Genomic DNA, 24,809 nt, shown 5'->3' on the forward strand with positions numbered 1-24,809 from the left:
GCACGTCATCGTGACCCGACCGCCCGCACACGACCACGCCGCCGAGCAGGCCGTGATCGGTGCTGCGCTGCTCAACCCGTCCGTCGTCGCCGACCTCGCCACGACGCTCGCCCCGGCCGACTTCCACCGGCCCGCGCACGGCCGGCTGTGGGAAACGCTCTGCGCGATGCACGCCGCTGGCGAACCGGTCGACCCGATCGCTCTGGCCGCCCGCCTCGCCGCAACCGGCGACCTCGCCAAGGTCGGCGGTGCCCCGTACCTGCACACGCTGATTGCCGCCGTCCCCACCACTGCGAACGCAGGCCACTATGCGCGGATCGTCGCCGACCACGCCCGCCGCCGCCAGGTCGCCAACCTCGGCGCCTACTTCGCCGAGAAAGCCGACCAGGGCGCCGACGTCGCCGACATCCTCGCCACCGGCCGCGCGATGCTCGACCACGCCGCCACCGGCACCCAATGGGCACCGCTGATCCCGCTCGGCGACCGCCGGCACCTCCCCGAGTTTCCGGCCTACGTGCTGCCCGAATGGGTCGCCGAGCACGTCTACGCCGTCGCCGAATTCACCCAAACCCCCGTCGACCTGGCCGGCTGCATCGCCCTCGCCGCCCTCTCGACCGCCGCCGGGGGCCGCGCCGAAGTGGAGGTACGCGGTTCCTGGCGCGAACCCACGAACCTGTTCACCGTCGTCGTCCTGCCGCCGGGCTCCCGCAAGTCGGCCGTGTTCGCCGCGATGACCGGACCGCTGCTCGCCGCCGAGAAGATCCTTGTCGAACGGACCAAACCGGCGATCGTGGAGGCCGAACTTGCCGCCCGCGTCGCCGGTAAGACGGCGGAGAAAGCCGCCATCGCCGCCGCGAACGCCGACGCGTCCGGCCGAGACACCCTGCTTGCCGAAGCGACCGCCGCCGCGATGAACGCCGACGCCGTCACCGTGCCGGTCCTGCCGCAACTGGTCGCCGACGACGTCACCAGTGAGGAGGCCGCTTCCCTGCTCGCCGAGCAGGGCGGACGCCTCGCCGTGCTCTCCCCCGAAGGCGGCATCTTCGCCACCATCGCTGGCCGCTACTCCGGCACCCCCAACCTGGAGGTCTTCCTCAAGGGCCACGCCGGAGACATGCTGCGCGTCAACCGGCGCTCCCGCGCCCCCGAACACGTCGAGCACCCCGCCCTCACCCTCGGCCTGGCCGTGCAACCCGACGTGCTGCGCGACATCGCCGACATGCCCGGCTTCCGCGGCAAAGGACTGCTGGCCCGAATCCTGTTCAGCCTGCCGGAGAACACCGTCGGGCGCCGAAAGATCGGTGCCGACCCGGTACCCGAGCCCATCGCCACCGCCTACACCGCCAACCTCGGTGCCATGGTCGCCAGCCTCGCCGAATGGACCGACCCGGCCGTGCTCCCGCTCACCCCGGAAGCCAACGAACGGGTACTGGATATCGAACGAGCCGTAGAACCACGCCTCGCCCCCGGTGCCGCGTGGGGACACGTCGTGGACTGGGGCAGCAAGTACACCGGCGCAGTGGTCCGCATCGCCGGGCTGATCCACCTGGCCGAACACCTGCGCGACGGCTGGGGTAGGCCGATCACTGCCGAGACCATCGAGCGGGCCGCGCTGCTCGGCGAATACTTCGCCGCTCACGCCCTAGCCGCCTTCGACGACATGGGCACCGACAAGAGCACCCGGTACGCCCGACTCGCGCTCGCCTGGATCGAACGCACCGGCTCCACCACGTTCACCAAGAAGGAGCTGTACCGGGCCGTCCGCAGCCAGATTCCCACCGCCGCCGACCTCGACCCCGTCCTGTCCCTACTGGAAATCCACGGCTACCTGCGCCAACTCGACCCGCCCGCCCGCACCGGTGCCGGACGGCCACCGTCGCCCGCGTTCCTCGTTCACCCCGACGTGCACCAGACCAACGGCACCGTCCACGCCCTGCCCGCGACAACAGGCCGCAGACCCGCGTAACCCGCTGGCCCAAATGGTCGCAATGGCAGAAACCCCGGCGTGGTCAGGGTTTCTGCCATTCTCACCATTTAGACCAAGGCCGTGTGTCATGTGCGCCGCGACCGGACCTGTCGACCTGGCGATCGCGAGACGTGACACAGGGCAGCGATCTCGTGACGGTCACTGGCATCTTGCTTGCGGCACTACTACATCCTCGCGGCTGTCGCGTACCCGACATCCGTGGGATGTCAAGCAACCCACTACCACCGTAGGCTGTAGCCACGCTCGGGTGGCGGGGAGGGTAGCCGCCCTCGCGGAAGCACAAGAGGTTCTTAAGCGCACCAAGTTGCGGGCCGTGGCTAGGAGTTGGCTTTGCGTCGACAACGACGAGCACCAACTGCTCGTAAATTCACCGGGAACCGTGACCTACCTATGGACCGCGTGTTGCGGAACAAGCAGCGGCACGATACCAGCGATTCCCTATCCAAGCTCCTAACGGCGGTCGCAACAATGTCGGGTGTTGCGGTAAGCCTCGCGGCTCTTGTGAGGGACTTGCGAGGAGCGCCCGAGGCTAGCGCAGAATTCCCCGTGTGGCTGCTGGCTGTACCGATCATTGCGACTGTCATTGGTGCTGCGCTTGCGGTCGCGATGCCGACCTTACGACGAAAGTCAAATGAGCCGTCATTTTCGATCGAAGAAATTCGCGACCCTGAGCTCCGACTATTGACGTCTAATCTCGTCCGAGATCAGGCCAGCTTCAATGAATCGCTGCAGAACCTTGAACATGAGGCAGGAGACGGTCGTTGACCTCGAATCCGACAATACCGACGACCACGCCTCCTAACGTCGCCATCGCCGCGAAACGCATCAATGACGAATTGAATCGTCGACAAAGCGAGCCGATGTCTATCAGTTCCCGCGCACGAGCGAAGCTCGAACTACTGCAAACGGAGTATCTCGCCGACGTCGCGCAAGACGCGATTCGAGATGCCCGGAAACATGGGCTTGCCACTGTTGACGAAAGCCATGTCAATGCGGCCGCTGCCCGAAACGGCTCCGGAGCCGGACCGGGCCCTTTCGCGAGCGTAGCGAACACGTTGGGCGGCGTGTTTGCGGGTGCTGCCCTCGCCTCAACGTATGCCATCATGTTTACCGAGGACAAGCACGGCACTTCGGAGATAGTAACTGCAATAGCCCTCTCCATATTTGGATTTTCGCTTCTGGCCATCGGCTTGACACTGACCTTTACTAAGCGCGGCTAACAGAGGCCGTGGTTGGGACTCAACCCTGCTCGCGGGAAAACTGAACAACTAGGTCCAGCACGGCTCTCCCGCGCCTTCCTTCTTTCAGCGCCCCCGCCGGAGGCGCAGTAACCGCAACCACGCGACCGCCGCCAGCTCGCCGACACGGCTGGCGTGCGCCTCCCTACGCCGCGCGGGCTCGTGGCCGCGCGGCCCGACCGGCTGCCGGCCCACCCTCTTCTGGTCAACGGTCTGGCGTTCTGCGGCCCTCTGGGCTTTCCACTATCCGCGCCAGCCGCCAGGCACCGGCGTGACGGCCGCAGAGCGACAGTGGCAGCGGCCGGCGCGCGCCCAGCCGGCGGCGCGTGCGGCCCGTTCAGGGCCGCCTTGAGGGCGTGCAGAAGGCCTGAACCACTTCACATACGTCCGACATCACCCGAATCCAGTCAGACGGACAGCCTTACGCAGTGGCGACCTACAGAGCGTTACGACACCTTGAATGCGTCAGCCCCGTCAACTCGATCAACCGTGGAGCTATTCGTGGTGCGAAATGCAGGTCACCACGGAAGGTCAGGCATACCAGGGAAGAGGTTTTTGCAGCTAGAGCGCCTAATGAAGCCAGAGATCATGGGGCTAACACCACTTCTAATCCCAAGGCCGCAGGTTCGAATCCTGCCGGGCGCACAGGTACTTCTATCGACCGGACGGCTCCCGTGGGGCTATTCGTGGAGCCATCGAGCTAACACCGGCCCCGTGCGAACCACATGGGGACTCACGCCGGCCGCGGTGGCGCATCGCCTTGACGACCACCGGCGCACCGGCTCTACTAATCGCCGTGGTGGATAGAGCCCAGGTCCCTCTGCCCGAGGACATCCCCGGGCAGGGGTCAAGTCCCGGGCTCTCGGCGAAGGAATACCTCACCGAGCGACTTGCCCAGTACCAGTCCTGGTACGACAAGAAGGCGGTGAAGGCGAAGGCTACCCACCTTCGAACCCGCACCGCTGCCGTGGTCGGGGGTTCCCTGGTTCCGGTCCTCGTCAACCTCGACTTTCCCTACGCCCAGGCGGTGACCACCGTCGTGAGTCTGATCGTGGCCGGGGCGGTGTCGTTGGAGAGTGTGTTCCGCTATCGGGAGCAGTGGAAGAATTACCGGTCGACGGAGCAGACGCTGGGGCACGAGAGGATCTACTTCCTCACACGAACCGGCGTGTACACCGATCTGGACGACGTCGCAGCCTTCACAACCCTGGTCGAGCGCGTGGAGGCGACGATCGCCAATGAGAATGCCGCGACTCTGAGCGTCATGACCCAGGTTGGCTTCGCTGGCGAAGACGGGCAGGCGGCGATCGAACGACAAGGCAGTAGGCAGTAGCCCTGCAGGCGCCGGGGTGGCCGGGGTCGAACCTGTGCCCTCGGGATTCTGCTCTCGAGATTAGAAATGACCGGGGATGGCTGGTCGGGCGGCTATGTCCCTGGCCAGCCCGTCCGTGTTTGTCGGGCGAGGTCGGTCTCAGTGGGCGGCCCTGGCTGCACGAATGGCTGTACAGCCAAGGCCGCACCTCGGCTCCTCACCGGTCAGGGGTGAACCAGGCGAAGGGCCGCTCGATCACCCACCGGTGCCGCCCGAGTCGGCGTGAGGACTCGATACCGCGGATCCCCAGGGTCGGACAGCCAGGGGGACCGATGATCCGCTCGACCGGCTCCGGCACCCACTCCACGTCCTCGGCCACTGCCCCACCGGGGCGCCGGCGTCCAAGGAGTGGTCGATCGGCGGCGACCTGAGCGGAACTGACGTACATCAATGTAGCGTTTCATCGATGTGAAGTGACGGGTCGCTGGGCGACCTGTCGGGGCAGCGCCGCCTCCGCCGTACGGAACGACGATGTCAAGGAGATCGGACCATGAGCGAACATCGGGAGGGGCTACTACGGACGCGATGGCGGCGGGCAGCCCGAAGCGCCGTCGCGGCAGCGGCCTCTGTGGGGATCACCGTGCTGGCCCTCGTGCTCACGGCGGGTGCGGCCACGGCGAGCGCCAGCTCTGACGATCGGGGCACGCCGAACGCCTCGCTCGCCGCCGGGCCGGTGTCCCGGGTCGCCGCAGGCGATCTGCACACCTGTGTGATCCGCACCGATGACGCACTCTGGTGCTGGGGCAACAACTTCTACGGCCAGCTCGGCGACGGCACCACCACGCAACGGACCGCTCCGGTCCGGATCGGCGACACCGCCAACTGGGCGCGGATCGAAGCCAGCATGAGCACCACCTGCGGGGTACGCACGGACGGAACGCTGTGGTGCTGGGGCAGCAACCACAACGGGCAGGTCGGCGACGGCACGACCACGAAACGGACCAGCCCCGTACGGATCGGCGACGGCACCACCTGGGCCAGCGTCAGCACCGCCGCCAACCACACCTGCGCCGTCCAGACCACCGGCACCCTGTGGTGCTGGGGCTCGAACCGCCACGGGCAGCTCGGCACCGGCATGACCCCCTATCGGGCGACCGCCCCGGTGCAGGTCGGCACGGCGACCACCTGGGCGAGCGTCACGACCGGGTACGCGCACACCTGCGCCACCCGCACCGACGGGACGCTGTGGTGCTGGGGCAGCAGTTCGGACGGGCAGCTCGGTCTCGGCATCCGGGACTACCGGGCGACACCGACGCAGGTCGGCACCGCGACCACGTGGACCGGCGTGACGGCCGGGTACGTGCACACCTGCGCGGTCCGCGCCGACGGGACGCTGTGGTGCTGGGGCGAGAACGGGTACGGCCAGGTGGGCGGGGGCGTCGGCTTCCAGACCACCCCACTCCAGGTCGGCACCGACACCACCTGGGCGAGGGTCGAGACGGGCATCGACTCGTCGTGCGCGACGCGCACCGACGGCAGCCTGTGGTGCTGGGGCAGCAACGGGTCCGGGCAGCTCGGCGACGGCACCACGACCCACCGGTCGACCCCGACCCGGGTCGGTAGCGCCACCGCCTGGGCGGACAGCCTCGCCGCGTCCTACCACGCCTGCGCGATGCGCACCGATGGCAGCCTGTGGTGCTGGGGCGACAACTCGTTCGGGCAGCTCGGCGACGGCACCACCACCCACCGGTCGACCCCGGCGCAGGTGGCCCTGCCGGGCTGACGCCGGCGTGGACGAGCGGGGCCGTCGGTCCTTGCCGCTGCCGCGTCGGCGACGGCGCGGACCGACGGCCCCGCGCCCTCGGCCGCAGGTCCGGATCCTGCCCGGCGCACCGCTGGGTGGTCAGCGGAGCCGGACGTCGAGGGTCGGGAAGTCGTACCAGGTCAGCTCGAAGGAGGAGCCGCTCTCCGGCACCACCGGGAACACGCCCCAGCTCTCCACCCGCTCCCCCGGCGCGATGGTGAAGGACTCGTCGGGCCGCGTGGTGGTGCACCAGGTGGAGTCGGGACGCACCGTACGGCCGTCCGCCAGGACGATCTCCGAGGAGGTCCGGTCGACCTCGGCGGTCGGGCAGCTCACCGGCCACGGGACGGGCGAGCCGTTGCGGTACGTCAGGTTCAGCCGCAGCTTGCCTCCGGTGGTCCGCGCGCTGACCAACGTGACCGTCAGGCCCGACTGGCTGTAGACCGACTGGTCGAGCTGGTACGTCCGACCGGCAGCCGGGGAGCCCGGCGACGCGCCGGCAGCTGGAGAACCCGACGCCGGGGAGCCCGTCGACGGGCCGCCGACGGCGCCGGTGGCGGCGACCCGCGCGGACGGCGTCGGGTCGGCCGGCCCGGAGTCGCCCCGGTCGGCGAGGAACCAGCCGCCGAGGGTGCCGACCACGGCGAGGCACGCCGTCACGGCGACGAGGGTGAGCAGACCGACGTACCTTCTCGTCACGGTGGGCTCCCGACGGCGGTGAGAACGGCGACGGCGCGAAGGTAGCACCACCGTCCAAAGTCGGCGGCTCGTCGGTGGTGGGGCGTAGCGTCGGGGCATGGAGGTCGACTGGAACGGTGAGCTGCTCGAACAGCTCGACTGGCACTGGCAGCGGCAGGCCCGCCCGCGCCTCGACGGGCTGACCGACGCCGAATACCACTGGGAGCCCGTCCCCGACGCCTGGGGCGTACGGCCGCGCGGGCGCAGCACCGCCCCCATGGCGGTCGGGCAGGGCGATCATCTGATCGAGTTCGCGATGCCGCAGCCCGATCCCGCGCCCGTCACCACGATCGCCTGGCGGATCGGGCACCTCGTCGTGGGGGTGTTCGGTGCCCGCGTCGCCGCCCACTTCGGTGGTCCCCCGATGGACTACGGCTCCTTCGCGTACGCCGGCACCGCCGACGCGGCGCTGGCGCAGCTCGACGAGGCGTACGACCGGTGGGTGGCCGGGGTTCGCGGCCTGGGCCGCGAGGGCCTGGCCCGGCCGTGCGGTCCGGCGGAGGGGCCCTACGCGGACCGGTCGCTGGCGACGCTCGTGCTGCACATCAACCGGGAGGCCATCCACCACCTCGCCGAGATCGCGTTGCTGCGCGACCTGCACCTGCGGCTCGGCTGACCCGGAGGATCGCCGCCGGCACGGACCGGGCGGCGCCCGTGGGCACCCGGGTCGGCGCCGGGTGCCATATGCTGCGCCGGTCGTCACGGGGCACGGGGAGGAACACATGCGACGCTGGCTGTGCGTCACGGCTTCGGCCGCGCTGGTCGCGGCGGCGGTCAGCGGGTGCGGCACACCGGCCGGCACGGACGGGGACCTGACCGACGACTGGCGGCCGGTGGCCGAGGCCCGTCAGTTCACACCGCAGGCCGGCGAGTGTCACGTCGTCGCCGAGCCGACCGCCTACCTCACCAGCCACCAGCCGGTGGACTGCGCGAAGGCGCACCTCGTCGAGACGTTCCACATCGGCACGTTCACCGGCGACCTGGCGGCCCGCCCGGTCCCGCCCCGCGTCGGGTCGGCGGCGATGCGGTCCGCGTTCGCCGAGTGTGACGCCAAGGCCAAGGAGTTCGTCGGCGGCGAGTGGCGCGACGCCCGGTTGTCGGTGCAGGTGGCGCCCACGTCGCCGGCCGGCTGGACGGGCGGCAGCCGGTGGTACCGGTGCGACCTGTTCGAGCTCGACGCGGTGAGCGGCGCCAACGGCGACAACGACTCGGCCGTCAACCGGGCGGGCAGCCTGCGTGGCGTGCTGAAGGCCGCCACCCCGCTGCGGTACGGCTGCGCCGAGGAGGACGACTGGTCGAACCTGCTGGCGGTCCCGTGCACGAAGGTCCACCGCTTCGAGTACGTGGGCGTGTGGACCGCACCGGACGTGTCCTACGACGACGCGACGAAGGACGAGGACGCCGTCCACGCGAAGTGCCGGCCGGTCATCGCCCGCTACGCGAAGGTGCCGGTCGACGGCATGCTCCGCTACCGCACGGGCAGCACGTACCGGTTCCCGTCGGAGCAGGCGTGGGCGCGCGGCGACCGGGGGGTGCGCTGCTGGTACTGGTCCAGCGGAAAGAAGCTGACCCGCTCGATCGCGGGCGGCGGCACGAAGGTCCTGCCGATCAACTGACCGGGCGTCCACAGGGACGGGTGGGCAGGTCAGCGGCCTGTCGGCGGCACCGGGAAGAGCTGACCGACCGGCGACACGGCACGCACCGAGGGTGATCGTGGGCGGATGCTCGTGCTATTCTCCGGCGTCGATCCCCCGTTTTGGCCCGGATCGGGTCGTTGTCGCAGAAGGACCCTCTTTCCCGATGCCGGCCGTCGCCGCACCGACCACGTCGCCGACCTCGCTGGACACTCCGGCCGGTGGCGCGTTCACTCTCATCTTCACCCGCCTGCCGGCGCTGCTGCGCCTGGCCTGCGGCCTGGTCGGCGCGGTGGTCGCCCTGGCGGTGCGTACCCCGCCGGTCGAGCCGGCGCTGCTGGTTCCGGCCGTCGCGGCCCTGACCGCCTGGTCGGTCTGGTACGCGTTCCGGGCGCTGCGCCACGGCATCGGCCGCCCGATGGTGCTCGGCGACGTGGCGCTGACCGCCGCCGCCTGCCTGGCGATGCCGGTGCTGGTCGCCCCGGAGGTGCTGCCCGGCGAGGTGAGCTGGATCGCGGTGCTGGCCAGCACCACGGTCCTCAACGCGCAGGCCAACGCCCCCATCGGTTGGTCGGTTCCGGCGGGGCTGCTGGTGACGGCGGCGTACGCGACCGGCGCGCACGCCGCCGGCCAGCCCGACGAGGCCGCCGCGCACGCGGTGACGCTGCTGGTGCAGACGGCCTGCGGCGCGCTGATCACCGCCATCATGCGGCGGCGGATCGGTCGGGCCGACGACGCCTTCGTGGCGCACCAGCGGCTCACCCGGGAGTCGCTGGTCGCCCGGACCGCGCGGGACGCGGAGCGGCGGCAGAACCGGGATCTGCACGACACGGTGCTGGCCACCCTGACGATGGTCGGGCTGGGCGCGGTCGCCGGCCCGTCCGCCGCGCTGCGCGAACGGTGCGCCGCCGACCTGCGGACCCTCACCGCGCTGGCCGACGCGCGGTCCGCGCCCGAGGAGGGGCCGGTGCCGCTGGACGGGCGGCTGCGGGCGGTGCGCGCCCGGCTGCCCGAGCTGCCGGTCACCACCGAGCTGGCGCCGTGCGTCGTGCCCGCCCCGGTCGCGGAGGCGCTCGCGGAGAGCACGTACGCGGCGCTGTCCAACGTGCTGCGGCACGCGCCGGGCGCGTCCGCCGCGCTGCGGCTGAGCCGGGTCGCCGACACCGTCGTGGTCGAGCTCGCCGACGACGGTCCGGGCTTCGACCCGGCGGCCGTCCCCGCGCACCGGTACGGGCTACGTGAGTCGGTACGCGGCCGGATGTCCTCCGTCGGCGGGCGCGCCGAGGTCGACTCGCGCCCCGGCGCCGGTACCCGGATCCGGTTGGAGTGGCCCCATGTCGACTGAGACGACGACCGCCCCGGCGACGGCGGTGCCGGTGGCGCGTACGCCGGACGGGGGCCGGTCCCCGGTGGACCCGGCGGCGGCGGTGGCCGCCGCCTCCGACGGTGGCGCCCGGGTCGTGGCGGTGGTCATCGCGCTGGCCTGGCACACGGCGATCGCGCTGCCCGCGGTGCTGGGCGCGTGGGCGGAGCTGGCCGCGCCGGCGGTGGTCCTCGCCGGCTGGCTGCTCGTGGCGGCGGTCGGGGTGCTGGCCGGCCTCCGGCTGCTGCGCGGCGCGCGCCTGCCGGCCTGGCCGTTGGTCGCGCTGCTGCTGGTGGTCGACGCGGTGGTCGTCGCGGCGGCCGGTGACCGGCAGCTCTTCACCGCCGCGAACTGGGTGTGGGGCACCCTCGGCTGGTTCTTCGTCCTGGTGCTGTGGGGGCGTCGGGTCTACGGGCTGATCGCGGCGCTGGGCGTACACGCGCTGATCGCGCTGGCCGGGGTGCTCGGCCACGGCGCGACCGCCCCCGCCGACCTGGCCCGGTACGCCATGTCCGTCTACGCCACGTCGACCCTTCAGGTGGCGGTCCTCGTGGGCGGCACGGCGATCGCGAGGCTGGCCCGGCAGCGGGCCGGCGCGGCGGCCGCCGCCCACGCGGCGGAGGCCGAGCGGGACGCCGCCGAACGGGCCCGGCGGGAGCGGCGCGCCCGCCTCACGCTGGCCGGCGGCGCCGCCGAGGAGGTGCTCGCGGAGCTGGCCGCCGGCCGGGCCGACCCGGCCGACCCGGACGTGCAGCGGCGGGCCGTGCTGGCCGCCGCCCGGCTGCGCCGGCTCATCGCCGAGTCCGACGACGTGCCCGACCCGCTGCTGCACGAGCTGCGGGCCGCCGCCGACCTGGCGGAGCGTAACGGGCTCCCGATCGACCTGGTCACGATCGGCGACCCGCCGCCGCTGCCGGTGCAGGTGCGTCGCCGGCTGGCCGACCCGCTCACCGCGCTCCTGGCCGACGCCCGGGGCTGGGCCCGGCTGACCGTGGTCGCCGGTCCCGACGAGGTGGTGGTCAGCCTGGTCACGCCCGACCGGGCCGGCCCCGACACCGCCGGACCGCCGGGCGACGACGGGCGGGTGGAGTACCTCTACGAGCGGGACGGGGAGATCAGATGGGCGCAGACCCGGTGGCGGGGTTGACCGGTGGTCGGTCGGTGGGCGTGGCGATCGTGGACGACCACCCGGTCGTCATCGAGGGCGTACGCGTCTGGCTGGCCGCCGAACCCCGGCTGCGGGTCCTGGCGACCGGTGACGACCCCGACGCCGTGCTGCGGGCCGCGCCCGACGCCGACGTGATCCTGCTCGACCTGCGGCTGCACGGGCGGATGGCCCTGGACAAGCTCGCCGAGCTGAGCACGGCCGGCCGGCGGGTGGTGGTCTACTCGGAGCACACCGACCCGCAGACGATGCTCGCCGCCCTGGACGCCGGGGCGGTGGCGTTCCTGGCCAAGCACGAGGGGCGGGAGCACTGCGTGGCCACCGTGCTGGCCGCCGCCAGCGACCGCCCGTACGTGCCGCCGGCGCTCGCCGGGGCGATCGTGGGTGACCCCCGCCCGGACCGGCCCGCCCTGTCCGACAAGGAGCGCGAGGCGCTGCTGCTGTGGTTCCAGTCGATGTCGAAGGCGTCGGTGGCCCGTCGGATGCGGATCAGCGAGCACACCGTGAAGCAGTACGTCGACCGGGCGCGCATCAAGTACACCCGAGCGGGGCGACCGGCCGCCACTAAGGCGGCGCTGCTCGCCCGGGCGATCGAGGACGGCCTAGTCCGGCCGGAGGAGATCGGCATCTACCGGTCACAGGCTTCCTACGACCGGCCGACCCCCTAACGGGCGTCATGACAGCCGGCCCGGGGGTCGGCGACGCTCGTGGTCAGATGCCGTCGGCAGCGGAGGTCATGACGATGCACGATGACGCGTCCCCCTTCTTCATCGCCCCACACCGCTTCGACGCGGACGACGACGTGACCCCGGCGCTGGACCGGCGGCACGAGCTGGTCGTCGAGGCCGGCGAGCGGGTGCTCGCCCGGCGCCGGCTGCACGCGTCGGGGCACCTGCTCGGCCCGACGGAGGCGCGGCAGCGGTGGACGTTGCCCGAGCCGGTGGCGGTCACCGTCACCGACCGGCGGATCGCGTACGCCGGTGCCGGGCCGCAGCTCGCCCTGGTCGGCGGGGCCGGCGCGGGCGCGCGGCACCGCCGGGGCGTGCGGCTGCCGGGCCTGATCAGCGGTCAGATCCGCTGGCAGTGGCCGTCCCGGCTGGAACTGCTGGCGGCGGAGCACGGGGAGCACGCCCGCATGCTGGTGGTCTGCGACGCGCTGCGCACCATCCAGCAGCCGGCTCTCGGATTCACCGGTCCCGCCGGGCAGATCGTCGAGCTGACCCGCCTGGTGCGCCGGGCGGTGGCCGGTTTCCGGCTGACCCACCCCGAACTGGTCGACCTGTCGCCGCCCGAGCGGGACGTGCTTGCGGTACGCGCGGGGGCCGGGCCGGGCGCCGGCGAGACCCGGATCACCCTGCCCGGGTCGCTGCCGGTCGAGTTCCAGTCCCGGGAGGACTACTACCGGCCGGGATGCGTCGGCCGTGGGTGGCAGGGGCCCGCCGCCGGCGCCGCCTCCGGGCATAGGTGAAGCCGACGGTACGGGCGGCCGTCCCGGCGCCGAGGACCACGTGCGCCGGGGCGTAGTGGTGCCGGAAGCCGTCAGGCGCCGGGCGTAGACGGTGCCGGGCGGCTGTCATCGCGTTGGGCGTAGACGGTGCCGGGCGGCCGTCACCGTCGGGCGTAGCGCCGCGGGGGATGTCAGGCGTCGGGGTCCACCGCGGCGGCCCGGCGGCGCACCTCCAGCTCGGCGGCCTCCTCCAGGGTGGGGGCCGTGCCGCCCAGGTGCACCGGGAGCCACCAGGTGTCGTCGGGGCCGGCCGGCTTGTCGGGGTAGTTCCGCTGGGCACGGTCGACGAGCGCGGTCAGCCGCGCCTTCAGGTCGACGGTCATCGCGTTGGCGTCCGGGTAGTCGGCCGGGTCCATCGGCTCGCCGACCAGGATGGTGATCGGGATGTGCCGGCGGTTGAGGGTGCGCGGCCGGCCCTTGGTCCAGAGCCGCTGCGTGCCCCAGATCGCCACCGGCAACACCGGCACGCCGGCCTCGGTGGCCATCCGGGTGGTCCCGCTCTTGAGTTCCTTGACCGTGAACGACCGGCTGATCGTGGCCTCGGGGAAGACGCCCACCACCTCGCCGCGCCTCAGGGCGCTGACCGCCGTCGCGTACGACCCGGCACCCGCCCGCCGGTCGACCGGGATGTGCCGCATGCCCCGCATCAACGGGCCCGAGATCTTGTGCGTGAAGACGGACTTCTTGGCCATGAACCGCACCAGCCGCTTCGCGGGGTTCGCGCCCAGCCCGCAGAAGATGAAGTCGAGGTAGCTGATGTGGTTGCTCGCCAGCACCGCCCCGCCCGTACGCGGCACGTGGTGCGCACCCTCAATGGTGATCTTCAGGTCGAGGACCCGGAACATCGTCTTGGCGGCAGCGATCACGGGCGGGTACACGAGTTCCGGCATGGCGCGAACTTACCCTGCCCGGCTGAAGGCCATGCCGACCCGCCAGGGGTGGCGGCCCCGGGTGGCGGCCGGCCGGCGGCGCGCGGTCGGGTCGCGCCGCCGGCCCGGTCGCGTTAGTCGGTCAGCCGGTGCATGTCGAGGCGGCCCCGGGCGAACGCGTCGACGCGACCCCACCGCCCCGGAATGTCCAGCACCTCGATCCGGCCCATCCCGATCGGCAGCCGGGGTTCCACCGCGAGGTGCCCCTCGTGCGGCTCCAGGCCGAGCATCGTGCGCAGCAGCAGCAGTGGCGTGCCGGTCGACCATGCCTGCGGGCTGCACGCCGTCGGGTACTCGACGGGAAACTTGGTCAGCTCGCGCGGGTAGCCGCCGAACGCCTCCGGCAGCCGCCCCTCGAAGTAGGTGGCCGCGTCGAGGATGCCGCTGGCGATGACCGCCGCCTCCTCGGCGAAGCCGTACCGGCGCAGACCCCAGGCGATGAACGAGTTGTCGAACGGCCAGATCGTGCCGTTGTGGTAGCCGATCGGGTTGTAGCGCACCTCGCCCTCGGCCAGCGTGCGTACGCCCCAGCCGGTGAAGAGGCGGGGCCCGACCAGGTGCTGGGCGATCTTCTCGGCCCGGTCGTGGTCGACGATGCCGCTCCAGAGCAGGTGGCCGATGTTGGAGCTCAGCACGTCGCACTGGCGGCCGTCCGGGTCCAGGGCCAGGGCGTAGTACTCGCCGTCGTCCACCCAGAAGTCCCGGTTGAACCGTTCCTTCAGCGCCGCCGCCTCCCGCTCCAACCGGTCGGCCAACTCCGGGTCGCCCCAGAACTCACGGGCCAGCCGGGCGGCGCGCACCTTCGCGTCGTACGCGTACCCCTGCACCTCGCAGGTGGCCCGGGGGAACGGCGGCAGCGTGCCGTCGCGGTAGGAGATGGAGTCCCAGGAGTCCTTCCAGCACTGGTTCTCCAGGCCGGTGTCGGTGTTGCGCCGCTCGTACCAGATGTAGCCGCTGCCGACCAGGTCGGCGTAGTCGTCGATCCACTTCAGCGCCGCCCGGCACTCCCGCTCCAACTCCCTGACCAGCCCGGCGTCGCCGCTCCACTTCTCGTACTCGTCGAGCAGCACCAGGAACAGCGGGGTCGCGTCCACCGACCCGTAGTACGGCGAGTGCGGCTGTTCCTCGAAGGCGGCGGTCTCGCCGTAGCGCATCTCGTGCAGGATCCGCCCCGGGTCCTCGTCCCGGAAGTCGTCGAACCGGGTGCCCTGGAGGGATGCCAGGATCCGCAGCGTGGTCTTCGACAGCTCCGGCGTGAAGGGCAACGTCTGGAGGCAGGTCAGGATGCTGTCCCGGCCGAACATCGTCATGAACCAGGGCAGCCCGGCGGCGGGTAGCGTCGCCCCGCCCAACGAGAGCGGCGAGAAGCGCAGCGCGGCCAGGTCGATGAGGCTGCGCCGGTACGTGGCGGCGACCCGGTCGTGCTGGCTGTTCACCTTCGGGGCCCGGGCGATCCACTCCTCCAGGTCGTGCTGGAGCGCGAGCCGCTCGGTGGCGTGCGCCCGCAGCCCCATCCGCAGGTCCCGGCCGCCCGAAGAGGCCGCCACGGTCTTGACGTCGATCTCGGCTTCCCACCGCTCGTTGGGTTGGAGGTGGATCGAGTACGCGAAACCCCTGCGGTCGTACCGGGGCGACGGGGACGCGGAGATCAGCGTCTCCCGGATGAAGTTGCCCCGCCGGTAGCCCAGGCGCAGCCGGTCGGAGTCGGCCTCCGTGTAGATCTCGCCCTTCTTGTTGAGGATCTCGTCCTTGACCTGGAACAGGTCGGCGAAGTCGGACGCCGCCTCCATCCTGATCTCCAGGTCGACCGGCTTCTCGTCGTGGTTGAGGATGGTGAGCGTCTCTCGGAAGCTGCTCCCCACCGCCCGCTCCCGGACAATCGACAGCTTGGCGTCGACGTAGTGCGTGGCCATCCCCGGCACCAGGAAGAAGCGGGCCTCGTAGTACTGGAGGTCGTCGTACGACAGGGGGGTGAGGCGCTCCCCGTTCAACGTCAGCACCCACGTCGACAGGTAGCGGGTGTCGAGCGCGAAGAACCCCGTCGGCTCGCTCGGCGTCGCCTCGATGTCCCCGGTGTCCTCCGACACCACGAAGGTGCTGCCGTCCAGGATGCGGACCGTGTTGCTCTTCGCCATCACTGCACCTCCGTGTAGCTGTGGAAGCGCCGGCGGGGCCCGCGGGCGTCCGGGTGGCTGGGGAAGAGCCGCTCCATCTGCAACACCAGCTGCAGGTTTCCGCTGACCGTCATGTCCCCGCGCAGCAGCGCCGCCACCCCGTGCTCGCGGCCGGCGGCGAGTTCCTCGAAGAGGGCCGGGCTGGTGCCGACCACCGTGTCGGCCTCCTGGTCCTCCCGGCTCACCTGGAGCCGCCCCCGGTCGACCCGCAGCAGCCAGTGCGTCGTCTGCGCCCCCTCGTGCAGGTCCAGGCGCAGGGTTCCGGAGGACTTCGCCAGCAGGGGGTCGTACCCCCGCCGGTCGAGATCCTCGAAGAACCTCGTCGTCGCGTCCACCATCGGGTCCTCTCCTCCCCGTCGGTCAGTTCCGACCAGGGGTCCCCCTCCGGCGCCGGGCCAACCTCGCCCGGATGGGGTGAGTCGCTGCCAGCCGACCAGGCTGAGTCGCTGCCGCCGGAAACGCTGATACCTGAGCGGTATGAACATGCCTCTGTGGTATCGAGTGACAAGGCACTACACCGCCAGCCGTCGCACACCCCGCCGGCAGGCCCTGCCATCGGGCACCTCCGGGCGCGCCGCAAGAAGGTGGTGTCGGCCGCATGTCGCCCCGGGCGACGGCGCCACGCCCATGGTCGAGACGCGACGCCGGCTCCCCGTCTCGGGGAGCCGGCGTCGCCGCGGCGGACGGGTCAGTTGTTCGGTTCGTCGGCGCTGATGTCGGCGAGCACCGACTGCGGCTCCCGCTCCACGGCGAGGTCGCCCATCGAGACCAGGCCGACCAGCCGCCCGTCGTCGATGACCGGCAGCCGGCGCACGGCGTACGTGCGCATCAGGTCTGCGGCGGCCACCGCGTCGTCGTACTGGCTGACCGTGATCACGTCCTTGCTGGTGATCCGGTTGAGCGGGGTCGAGTTCGGGTCCATGTTCTCGGCCACACCCCGTACCGTGATGTCCCGGTCCGTCACGATGCCGATCACGTCGTCACCGTCGGTCACCACCACGTCGCCGATGGCGCTGTCGCGCATCTCCTGCGCAGCGGCGGTCAGCGTGTCGTTGCCGTCCATCGTCACCAACCGGGTCGTCATGAACTCTCCGACCGTTGTCATGGTGCTCCCCTCTCGGTGTCGGCACCGCCGTCTACCCGCCGACCGCACGGGGTAACGCGAGGCGCCCCTCGGCGACCATCGCCCGCCGTGTGCTGGCGCGACCGGGGGCCCGTCGGAGGACGCGACGGGCCCCCGCCGAAGCCGACGGGGGCCCGGAGAGGCGTGCCGGTCAGCGGCGCTCGGCGGCGACCAGCTCGGCGAGCTGCACCGCGTTGAGCGCGGCGCCCTTGCGCAGGTTGTCGTTGGAGCAGAACAGGGCGAGGCCGTGCTCGACGGTCTCGTCGGCGCGGATCCGTCCCACGTAGGTCGGGTCCTGGCCGGCCGCCTGCAACGGGGTCGGCACGTCGGCGAGCGCCACGCCGGGGGCGCCGTCGAGCAGCTCGCGGGCCCGCTGCGGGGTGATCGGGCGGGCGAAGCGGGCGTTGATCTGGAGCGAGTGGCCGGTGAACACGGGCACCCGGACGCAGGTGCCGGAGACGCGCAGCCCGGGGATCTCCAGGATGCGGCGGCTCTCGTTGCGCAGCTTCTGCTCCTCGTCGGTCTCGAAGCTGCCGTCGTCGACGATCGAGCCGGCGAGCGGAAGCACGTTGAACGCGATCGGCCGGGCGAACGAACGGGGGGCCGGGAACTCCACGGCCGTGCCGTCGAAGGCGAGGCCGGCGGCGTGCTCGGCGACCTTGCGGACCTGCTCGTCGAGTTCGGCGACGCCGGCCAGGCCGGCGCCGGAGACCGCCTGGTACGTCGAGACGACCAGGCTGACCAGCTCCGCCTCGGCGTGCAGCGGCCGCAGCACGGGCATCGCGGCCATCGTCGTGCAGTTCGGGTTGGCGATGATCCCCTTGGGGCGTACGGCGGCGGCGTGCGGGTTGACCTCGGCGACGACCAGCGGCACCTGCGGGTCCATGCGGAACGCCGAGGAGTTGTCGATGACGACGGCGCCGGCGGCGGCGACCCGCGGCGCGAGCTCCTTCGCGGTGCCCTTGCCGGCGGAGAAGAGGGCGATGTCGAGCCCGGAGTAGTCGGCGGTGGCCGCGTCCTCCACGGTCACCTCGCCGTCCCGCCAGGGCAGGGTGCGCCCGGCCGAGCGCGCCGAGGCGAACAACCGCACCTGCTCCGCCGGGAACTCCCGCTCCGCCAGCACCTGCCGCATCACGCCACCGACCTGGCCGGTGGCCCCCACAATGCCGATCCTCATGCCCGCGAGGCTACCCAGCCGGGCGGCCCGACCGGGAACGCTTTCCCACCCGCCGGGGCCGCGACGGCGTCGCGGTGGTCACCCCCGCAACCGCCACGGGACGAAAACGACACCGCCGGGAGGGCCGGTGGGACGGGAGGATCGTCAGCCGGCGGGGCGAACCACCGCAGCATCCACGTCGGCCGCCCCCGGACGGGACGCGGCACCGGCCGGGGGCGGCGCGACGCACGTCACACCGCCCCGGCCGGTCAGGAGGCGTACTCGACCAGTTCGCCCAGGCCGGTGCCGACGAGTTCGTCGCGGATCACGGCGGCGTCGCCCTCCACCACGAGGGTGAGTTCCTCCGGGCGCAGGTGCGCGGCGGCCGCCGCGGAGACCTGGGCCACGTCGGCGGCGAGCAGCGACTCCCGCAGCCGGGCGTGGTAGTCGTCGGGCAGGTCGTACACGACCAGGGTGGTCAGCGCGGCGGCGATGGCCCGGGGGCTCTGCAACTCCACCGAGAGCTGCCCGGCCCGCCAGGAACGCGCGACCGCCAGTTCCTCCTCGGTCACCCCGGTCTCGCGGGTACGGGTGATCTCCCCGACGGCCTCGACGACGGCCGGCGCGGTGACGGCCGTCTGCACGCTGGAGCTGACCCCGAAGCGGCCGAACCGGCGGGACGAGGCGAAGTCGCCCCGGATGCCGTACGTGTAGCCGCGCACCTCGCGGATCAGGTGGTTGAGCCGGGAGGTGAACGCCCCGCCGAGCACCGTGCCGGCGAGCGTCATCGGCACGTGGTCGGGGTGGGCGCGGTGCGGCGACGGGTGGCCCAGTCGCAGCGTGGACTGCACCGACCCGGGCCGGTCCACGAGGATGATCCGTCGGCCGGAGCGGGTCGGCACCTCGATCGGGCCGCCCTGCTCGACCGGCCCGCCGCCGGTGCCGGCGAAGGCCGTCGCGCCGAGCGCGTCCAGGTCCAGCCGGTCCAGGTCACCCGCGACGATCAGCGTGCCGGGGCGGATGAACCACTCCGAGTGGAAGACCGTGACGTCCTCGACGTCCAGCGCCGCCACCGACTCCGGGTCGCCGTACATGGGGCGGCCCCAGCGGTTGCCGGCGCCGAACAGGTCGGCGCGCAGTGCCGCGTCGGCCCGCGGGCCGGGGTTGGCCCAGTCCATCCGCAACGCGGTCGCCTCGTCGTCACGCACCCGCCGGACGTCGTCCGGGTCCAGCTTCGGGGTGCGTACCGCCTCGGCGAGCAGCTCCACGGCGGCGCTCAGCCGCTCCACCGGCACCTGCACGCTCACCTGGAAGGAGTCCCAGTCCAGGCCGATCACCAGCTCGGTGCCGAGCCCTTCGATCGCCAGCGCGTACGCCGTCGCGTCGCGCTGCGCGGTCCCCTCCTCCAGGGCCTTGGCGAGCACCGCGCCGAGCCCTTCCTTGCCGGTCGCTTCGCGGCCGGCGCCCGCGTCGAGCAGCAGCAGCGCCACGGCCAGGTTCTGCCCGGGCAGGTGCGCGGCGACCACCTGACCACCCGCCACCGTGCGGCGGACCACCTGCGGGAACCGGTACGGGCGGGCGGCGCCCGGCCCGGGACGGTCAGCGATCAGCGTCATCAGGGCTTCTCCTCGGGCAGGTAGGTCAGGGCCACCCGGTCGTCGGCGGCGAGCACCTCGGCGGCGGCCTCGGCGATCTGCTCGGCGGTCACCGCGAGCCAGGCCGGCAGCCGCTGCGCGGCCTTCGCCGGGTCGCCGAACTGGGTGGCGTAGCGCCCGAGCGTGTCCGCCCGGCCGTCCACCGTGGACATCTGCCGCCACCACGAGGTGCTCAACAGGGACTTGGCCCGGTCCAGCTCGGTGGCGGTGACCGGCACGGTGGCCAACTCGTCGACCACCTCGGCCAGCCCGGCGCCCAGCCGTTCGGCGCTGACCCCGGGGCGGGCCGTGGCGGTGGCGATCAGCGGCGCGGGGGCGTGCGCCAGGTCCACCCCGTACGCCCCGACGAGGTCGGGCTGGGCGATCCGCTCCCCGTCGGCGAGGCGCTGGTAGAGGCGGCTGCCCCGGCCGCTGCCCAGCACGGTGGCGAGCACCGTCAGCACGTCGTAGCCCGGGCTGCCGAAGGGGTGGGTGCGGTGCGCGACGTAGACGCGCGGCGCCGGCACGTCGGCGGTGACCGTCTCCACGGCGGGTCGGCCGGTGGCCGCGACGGTCCGGCCGTCCGGCGCGGGCGGGATCTGCGCGCGCGGCGGGATCGCGCCGAAGTACTTGTCGGCCAGCGCGAACACCTCGGCGGCCGAGGCGTCACCCACCACGGTGAGCACCGCGTTGTTCGGCGCGTAGTAGGTCTGGTGGAACGCCTGGAAGGTGGCCAGGTCGGCGGCGTTGAGGTCGGCCATCGACCCGATCGTGGCGTGGTGGTAGGGGTGCCCGGGCGGATAGAGCAGCGGCAGCAGCCGCAGCCAGGCGTCGCCGTAGGGCACGTTGTCGTAGCGCTGGCGCCGCTCGTTCTTGACCACGTCCCGCTGGTTGTCCAGCGTCTCCTGGGTCAGCGCGGGGACCAGCCCGCCCATCCGGTCGGCCTCCAGCCACAGCGCCAGTTCGAGGTGCTCGGCGGGGACGGTCTCGAAGTAGTTGGTGCGGTCCGGATTGGTGGTGGCGTTGAGCGAGCCGCCCGCGCCCTGCACCAGCTTCATGTGCTCGGTCTTCGCCACGTTGACCGAGCCCTCGAACATCAGGTGCTCGAAGAGGTGGGCGAAGCCGGTCTGCCCCTCGGGCTCGTGGCGGGAACCGACGTCGTACCAGAGGTTCACCGCGACCGCCGGGGCGGTGCGGTCCTCACTCACCACCACGCGCAGGCCGTTGTCCAGGCGGGTGGTCTCGATGGGCCAGGGGTAACCGCTGTCGGGCATGGCACGACGCTATCCGATCGGGGGTCGCGCAGCGGGACGCGCCGCACGCGGCGAGGCATCGACCGCCGGCCGCCGGGTACCGGGGAGGCATGCCGCCTGCCGCCACCGTGACCGACCGGGCCGCCGTCGCGGTCGAGAGCGCGACCGCCGCCCTGACCCGGCTGCGCCGGGCCCGCCTGCTGCATCCCGCGGGCCGCTCGTTCGCGGGCGAGGTCGCCGTCTGGGGTACGCCGGGACCGCCGACCGGGGTGCCGCTGCTGGATGGTCCGGGGCGTTTCCCGGCGACCGTCCGGCTCTCCAAGGGCGTGCCCACCCCGGGTGCCTGGCCGGACGTGCTGGGGCTGGCCGTGCGGCTGCACTCCGACGCGGGCCGGCCGTTCGACCTGCTGGTCAGCTCCAGCGGGGCCGCGCCGCTGCTGCGGAACCTGCCGCTGCCCCGGCGCCGCTTCGCGGGGACGTACAGCACGATCATGCCGTTGCGTGCGGGCCGGCGGCGGCTCTTCCTGGCCGCGCTGGCCGACCCGGAGTCGCCCGACCTGGGCCGCAGCCTGGCCGAGGTCGCCGCCGCGGCCCGGGCGGACGCGCCGCGCCTGGTGCTCGCGGTCGCGTCCGCCGTCGGGCCCTGGCGGCCGTTCGGGCAGGTCAGCCTCGGTGCCCAGCTCAGCGCCCGCGAGGACGCGGCGCTGGCCTTCGACCCGATCGGCAATCTCCCGCCGGGGCTGCGGGCGGTCGGCCCGATCGCCTGGCTGCGGGAGCACACCTACCGGGCCTCGCGCCGGGCCCGGGGCGCCGTGGCTCAGTCGGGGGGCTCGATGGGGGTCACCGTCTGATCGGAGGTACGCCGCTCCAGCACGGTGTCGGGGGCGGCGTTGCGGTCCTCCTCCCGGAGGTCGGACTCGGCGAGGATGGCCTCCGCCTGCGCGTGGGGGTCGTCGCTGCCGGCCGCCGCCTCCTCGGGCAGCAGGTGTGCGCGGGACTCCACCCGTTCCTGGTCGCTCTGCTCGTGACTCATGACCGCCCACATACCCCATCGGCGCCTCCGGCACGCCGCAAGATCGCGCCCGGCGGGCGGTCAGGAACGGAACGGGCCCCGCACCTCGTAGGTGATGCCCCCGGAGGAGGACCCGGACGTGCCGCGCTGCGACGAGAAGTAGAACCGGCTGCCGTCGGGCGAGAACGCCGGCCCGCAGATCTCCGACGAGGACTGGCCGGTGATCCGCAGGAACGGGGCGACCACCCCCGCCGGCGTGATCACGTTGATCTCCATGTTGCCGCCGTCCTCGGCGACGTAGAGGTCGCCCGAGCGGGCCCCGGTGATGTTGTCCACCCCGGTCAGCGGCGCCGTCCCGGAGACCAGCGAGTCGTCGTACGCCAGGTCGATGCGCTGCTCGACCGCGTCGTAGGCCCAGACCCGGTTGTCGCCCTTGGTGGTGAACCAGCAGGTGCCGTCGGCGTACCAGCAGCCCTCGCCGCCGTTGAACCTCTTCGCCCCGGAGACCTGGTTGCGGGTGAGCGTGGGCGAGCCGTCCGGGTCGGGGACCCGCGCCCAGCTCACCGGGCCGCTGGTGCCCGTGCCGGCGACCAGCACCTCCAGCGTGCCGGCCGAGAGGTCGCCCCAGGTGGTCGGCCGGAACCGGTAGAAGCAGCCGCTGGTCTCGTCCTCCGTGAGGTAGACGACCTGCCGCTCCGGGTCGCAGGCCGCCGCCTCGTGGTTGAACCGGCCCATCGCGGCCCGCCGCACCCCGGCCCGGCCGCCCTGCGGGTACGTCTCGTAGACGTATCCCCGGCTGACCTCCTCGCCGGAGAGCCAGGTCCCCCACGGGGTCGCGCCGCCCGCGCAGTTGCGGTTGGTGTTCGACAGGATGCGGTACGCCGAGGCGACGCTGCCGTCGGCGTCGAAGCGCACCGCCGAGGCCCCGCCGGTGGTCAGGATCTCGGAGTTCGAGACGTAGATCCATCCGGTGCCGGCGACGAAACAGGCGCCGCCGTCGGGCGCGTCGTGCCAGGTGTACGACGTCCCCGGCACCGTCTGCCGGGAGCGGGCGATCACCCGGCTGGTGAAACCGGCGGGCAGCTGGATGCCGTTGGCGTCGGCCGCGCCGAGCGGCCCGTACGGGCTGGCACCGGGCTGAGCAGGGGCGGCCAGGGCGGCGCCGGCCCAGAGACTGCCGGAGAAGGCGGCGGCGCCGCCGAGGACGGTGGCGCGCAGGACGGAACGACGGTCCATCGGGAACCTCCGGGGAACAGCGGTCGGTGTCGATGAAACTACCGTCGCAGACATCGATGGAGGTGAACACGAAGCGAGTCTTTCCCGACGACCGGGTGGACCTTCCCGCACGGTCGGGTACGCTGGGCCGCGTGACGCGTTCGTATCGATGGTTTAGGCAGCCGGCTCGCACGCCGGTGACTTCACCATGATCTGACGTCACCACATTCGAGCCGGCCGGGCAGGAGCTTCCGTTCCTGCCCTTTTGCGTACGAGCAGCCGGCTCGACCCGGGCACCGGCCCCGGGGCACGGTCGGCGGAAGGACTCCCACCGTGACGACCCCGGAGACCGATCGGGTCAGCGACCAACGCATCGACCGCGTCGTGCCGTTGACCACCCCGGCCCTGCTGCACCACGAGCTGCCCCTCGACGACACGCTCGCCTCGGCCGTACTGGCCGGGCGACGGGCGGTCGGCCGCGTGCTGGACGGCGCCGACGACCGGCTGCTGGTGGTGGTCGGCCCGTGCTCCGTGCACGACCCGGCCGCCGCGCTGGAGTACGCCCACCTGCTGCGCGAAGCCGCCGCCCGGGTGGCCGACGACCTGCTGGTCGTGATGCGGGTCTACTTCGAGAAGCCGCGCTCGACGGTGGGCTGGAAGGGCCTCATCAACGATCCGGGGCTGGACGGCTCCGGCGACGTCAACACCGGCCTGCGTACGGCCCGCGCCCTCCTGCTCGACGTGTTGCGCCTGGGGCTCCCCGTGGGCTGCGAGTTCCTCGACCCGATCACGCCGCAGTACATCGCCGACACGGTGGTGTGGGGAGCGATCGGCGCGCGGACGGTGGAGAGCCAGGTGCACCGGCAGCTCGCCTCCGGCCTGTCGATGCCGATCGGCATGAAGAACCGCCCGGACGGCAGCATCGGCACCGCCGTCGACGCCATCCGGGCGGCCGGCGTACCGCACGTCTTCCCCGGCATCGACGTCTCCGGCACGCCCGCGATCCTGCACACCCGGGGCAACGCCGACGGGCACCTGGTGCTGCGCGGCGGGGGCGGCCGGCCGAACTACGACGCGGAGTCGGTGGCCGGCGCCCTGGAACTGCTGCGCGCGGCCGGCCTGCCCGAGCGCGTGGTGATCGACGCGAGCCACGCGAACAGCGGCAAGGACCACCGCAACCAGCCGAGGGTGGCCGCCGACGTGGCGGCCCAGCTCGACGCCGGGCAGCGCGGCATCGTCGGGATCATGCTGGAGAGCTTCCTGCTCCCCGGCCGCCAGGACCTCGACCCGACCCGCGAGCTGACGTACGGCCAGTCGGTCACCGACGCCTGCATCGGCTGGGACACCACCGGGGAGGTCCTCAGCCACCTGGCCGCCGCCGTCCGCACCCGCCGCCGCACCGCCGTACCCACCTCCGCCTGACCCCTACCCCCCTCCTCTCCCCTACCCGCCCCGCCCCCGCCCCCGCCCCCGCCCCCGCCCCCGCCCCCGCCCCCGGTGATCATGAGGTTGGCGGCGAAGTCGATCTTCATTACTGCCGCCAACCTCATGATCGCCGGGAGGCC

Annotated in this window: 23 protein-coding genes and 1 pseudogene; 13 read left to right on the forward strand and 11 right to left on the reverse strand. The window is 72.5% G+C overall.

Annotation, left to right across the window (positions count from 1 at the left end; all coding sequences use genetic code 11):
• The first annotated feature begins 10 nt into the window (after positions 1-10).
• The 4 genes from CLT72_RS15555 (at position 11) to CLT72_RS15560 (ending at position 4,558) form a co-directional block, all read left to right on the forward strand.
• Positions 11-1,966: a DUF3987 domain-containing protein gene (locus CLT72_RS15555; protein WP_101412469.1), complete on the forward strand. Its 1,956-nt coding sequence runs from the start codon at positions 11-13 to the stop codon at positions 1,964-1,966.
• Between the two features lie 567 nt (positions 1,967-2,533).
• Positions 2,534-2,752, forward strand: a complete 219-nt coding sequence (locus CLT72_RS31570) for a hypothetical protein (protein WP_144082260.1) — start codon at positions 2,534-2,536, stop codon at positions 2,750-2,752.
• Positions 2,749-3,207 (forward strand): hypothetical protein, encoded by a 459-nt coding sequence (locus tag CLT72_RS31575; RefSeq protein ID WP_144082261.1) that lies wholly within the window; start codon positions 2,749-2,751, stop codon positions 3,205-3,207. Before CLT72_RS31570 ends, CLT72_RS31575 begins: the two co-directional genes overlap by 4 nt.
• A gap of 778 nt (positions 3,208-3,985) precedes the next feature.
• Positions 3,986-4,558, forward strand: coding sequence for a DUF4231 domain-containing protein (locus CLT72_RS15560; protein ID WP_284039299.1), 573 nt, complete (start codon positions 3,986-3,988; stop codon positions 4,556-4,558).
• Between the two features lie 199 nt (positions 4,559-4,757).
• Here CLT72_RS15560 and CLT72_RS32835 read toward each other — a convergent pair.
• Positions 4,758-4,838 (reverse strand): annotated as a pseudogene (locus CLT72_RS32835) (IS5/IS1182 family transposase); the annotation flags it as partial.
• Positions 4,839-5,165: 327 nt separating this feature from the next.
• Between CLT72_RS32835 and CLT72_RS15565 the strand changes: the two are divergent.
• A complete protein-coding gene (locus CLT72_RS15565; protein WP_486484267.1) occupies positions 5,166-6,320 on the forward strand; it encodes an RCC1 domain-containing protein in 1,155 nt (384 codons plus the stop codon).
• A gap of 120 nt (positions 6,321-6,440) precedes the next feature.
• Here CLT72_RS15565 and CLT72_RS15570 read toward each other — a convergent pair whose 3' ends face one another.
• Entirely contained in the window at positions 6,441-7,040 is a 600-nt protein-coding gene (locus CLT72_RS15570; protein WP_144082262.1) for a hypothetical protein, read from the reverse strand.
• Positions 7,041-7,137: 97 nt separating this feature from the next.
• On the opposite strand from CLT72_RS15570, the gene CLT72_RS15575 reads away from it, so the two are divergent.
• From CLT72_RS15575 to CLT72_RS15600, 6 genes are all read left to right on the forward strand, one after another.
• On the forward strand, positions 7,138-7,695 hold the full coding sequence (locus CLT72_RS15575) for a DinB family protein (protein ID WP_101412472.1): 558 nt from the start codon (positions 7,138-7,140) through the stop codon (positions 7,693-7,695).
• A 106-nt stretch (positions 7,696-7,801) separates the two neighbouring features.
• Positions 7,802-8,695 (forward strand): septum formation family protein, encoded by an 894-nt coding sequence (locus CLT72_RS15580; protein WP_101412473.1) that lies wholly within the window; start codon positions 7,802-7,804, stop codon positions 8,693-8,695.
• Between the two features lie 184 nt (positions 8,696-8,879).
• A complete protein-coding gene (locus tag CLT72_RS15585) occupies positions 8,880-10,058 on the forward strand; it encodes a sensor histidine kinase (protein WP_101412474.1) in 1,179 nt (392 codons plus the stop codon).
• Entirely contained in the window at positions 10,048-11,223 is a 1,176-nt protein-coding gene (locus CLT72_RS15590) for a hypothetical protein (RefSeq protein WP_350823013.1), read from the forward strand. The genes CLT72_RS15585 and CLT72_RS15590 overlap by 11 nt, the downstream gene beginning before the upstream one ends.
• Positions 11,196-11,909 carry a response regulator gene (locus tag CLT72_RS15595; protein ID WP_101412475.1) on the forward strand — a complete coding sequence of 238 codons (714 nt, stop codon included), beginning with the start codon at positions 11,196-11,198 and terminating at the stop codon, positions 11,907-11,909. The genes CLT72_RS15590 and CLT72_RS15595 overlap by 28 nt, the downstream gene beginning before the upstream one ends.
• 74 nt (positions 11,910-11,983) lie before the next feature.
• Positions 11,984-12,709 carry a hypothetical protein gene (locus tag CLT72_RS15600; protein WP_101415192.1) on the forward strand — a complete coding sequence of 242 codons (726 nt, stop codon included), beginning with the start codon at positions 11,984-11,986 and terminating at the stop codon, positions 12,707-12,709.
• 170 nt (positions 12,710-12,879) lie between these two features.
• Here the strand turns inward: CLT72_RS15600 and CLT72_RS15605 are convergent, their stop codons facing one another.
• From CLT72_RS15605 to CLT72_RS15635, 7 genes are all read right to left on the reverse strand, one after another.
• Positions 12,880-13,638: a lysophospholipid acyltransferase family protein gene (locus CLT72_RS15605; RefSeq protein ID WP_088998747.1), complete on the reverse strand. Its 759-nt coding sequence runs from the start codon at positions 13,636-13,638 to the stop codon at positions 12,880-12,882.
• A gap of 113 nt (positions 13,639-13,751) precedes the next feature.
• Positions 13,752-15,812, reverse strand: coding sequence for a glycogen debranching N-terminal domain-containing protein (locus CLT72_RS15610; RefSeq protein WP_101412476.1), 2,061 nt, complete (start codon positions 15,810-15,812; stop codon positions 13,752-13,754).
• Positions 15,812-16,189, reverse strand: coding sequence for an SCP2 sterol-binding domain-containing protein (locus tag CLT72_RS15615; RefSeq protein WP_101412477.1), 378 nt, complete (start codon positions 16,187-16,189; stop codon positions 15,812-15,814). Before CLT72_RS15615 ends, CLT72_RS15610 begins: the two co-directional genes overlap by 1 nt.
• A gap of 350 nt (positions 16,190-16,539) precedes the next feature.
• Positions 16,540-16,956 carry a CBS domain-containing protein gene (locus CLT72_RS15620; protein WP_088998745.1) on the reverse strand — a complete coding sequence of 139 codons (417 nt, stop codon included), beginning with the start codon at positions 16,954-16,956 and terminating at the stop codon, positions 16,540-16,542.
• Between the two features lie 169 nt (positions 16,957-17,125).
• Positions 17,126-18,151 (reverse strand): aspartate-semialdehyde dehydrogenase, encoded by a 1,026-nt coding sequence (locus CLT72_RS15625; RefSeq protein ID WP_088998743.1) that lies wholly within the window; start codon positions 18,149-18,151, stop codon positions 17,126-17,128.
• A gap of 248 nt (positions 18,152-18,399) precedes the next feature.
• Positions 18,400-19,746 (reverse strand): M16 family metallopeptidase, encoded by a 1,347-nt coding sequence (locus CLT72_RS15630; protein WP_101412478.1) that lies wholly within the window; start codon positions 19,744-19,746, stop codon positions 18,400-18,402.
• Entirely contained in the window at positions 19,746-21,038 is a 1,293-nt protein-coding gene (locus tag CLT72_RS15635) for a M16 family metallopeptidase (protein ID WP_101412479.1), read from the reverse strand. The genes CLT72_RS15630 and CLT72_RS15635 overlap by 1 nt, the downstream gene beginning before the upstream one ends.
• An 89-nt stretch (positions 21,039-21,127) precedes the next feature.
• Here CLT72_RS15635 and CLT72_RS15640 point away from each other — a divergent pair, with 89 nt between their 5' ends.
• Positions 21,128-21,868: a phosphodiesterase gene (locus CLT72_RS15640; protein WP_101412480.1), complete on the forward strand. Its 741-nt coding sequence runs from the start codon at positions 21,128-21,130 to the stop codon at positions 21,866-21,868.
• Here the strand turns inward: CLT72_RS15640 and CLT72_RS15645 are convergent.
• The gene (locus CLT72_RS15645) at positions 21,835-22,050 is read right to left on the reverse strand and encodes a hypothetical protein (RefSeq protein WP_101415193.1); all 216 of its coding nucleotides are present in this window, start codon (positions 22,048-22,050) and stop codon (positions 21,835-21,837) included. The two genes, CLT72_RS15640 and CLT72_RS15645, sit on opposite strands and share 34 nt — an antisense overlap.
• A gap of 60 nt (positions 22,051-22,110) precedes the next feature.
• Positions 22,111-23,265 (reverse strand): alkaline phosphatase PhoX, encoded by a 1,155-nt coding sequence (locus tag CLT72_RS15650; RefSeq protein ID WP_101412481.1) that lies wholly within the window; start codon positions 23,263-23,265, stop codon positions 22,111-22,113.
• Positions 23,266-23,577: 312 nt separating this feature from the next.
• Between CLT72_RS15650 and CLT72_RS15655 the strand changes: the two genes are divergently transcribed.
• Positions 23,578-24,666, forward strand: coding sequence for a 3-deoxy-7-phosphoheptulonate synthase (locus tag CLT72_RS15655; RefSeq protein ID WP_101412482.1), 1,089 nt, complete (start codon positions 23,578-23,580; stop codon positions 24,664-24,666).
• Positions 24,667-24,809: the final 143 nt, after the last annotated feature.

It is taken from the genome of Micromonospora sp. CNZ309 (assembly GCF_002846525.1).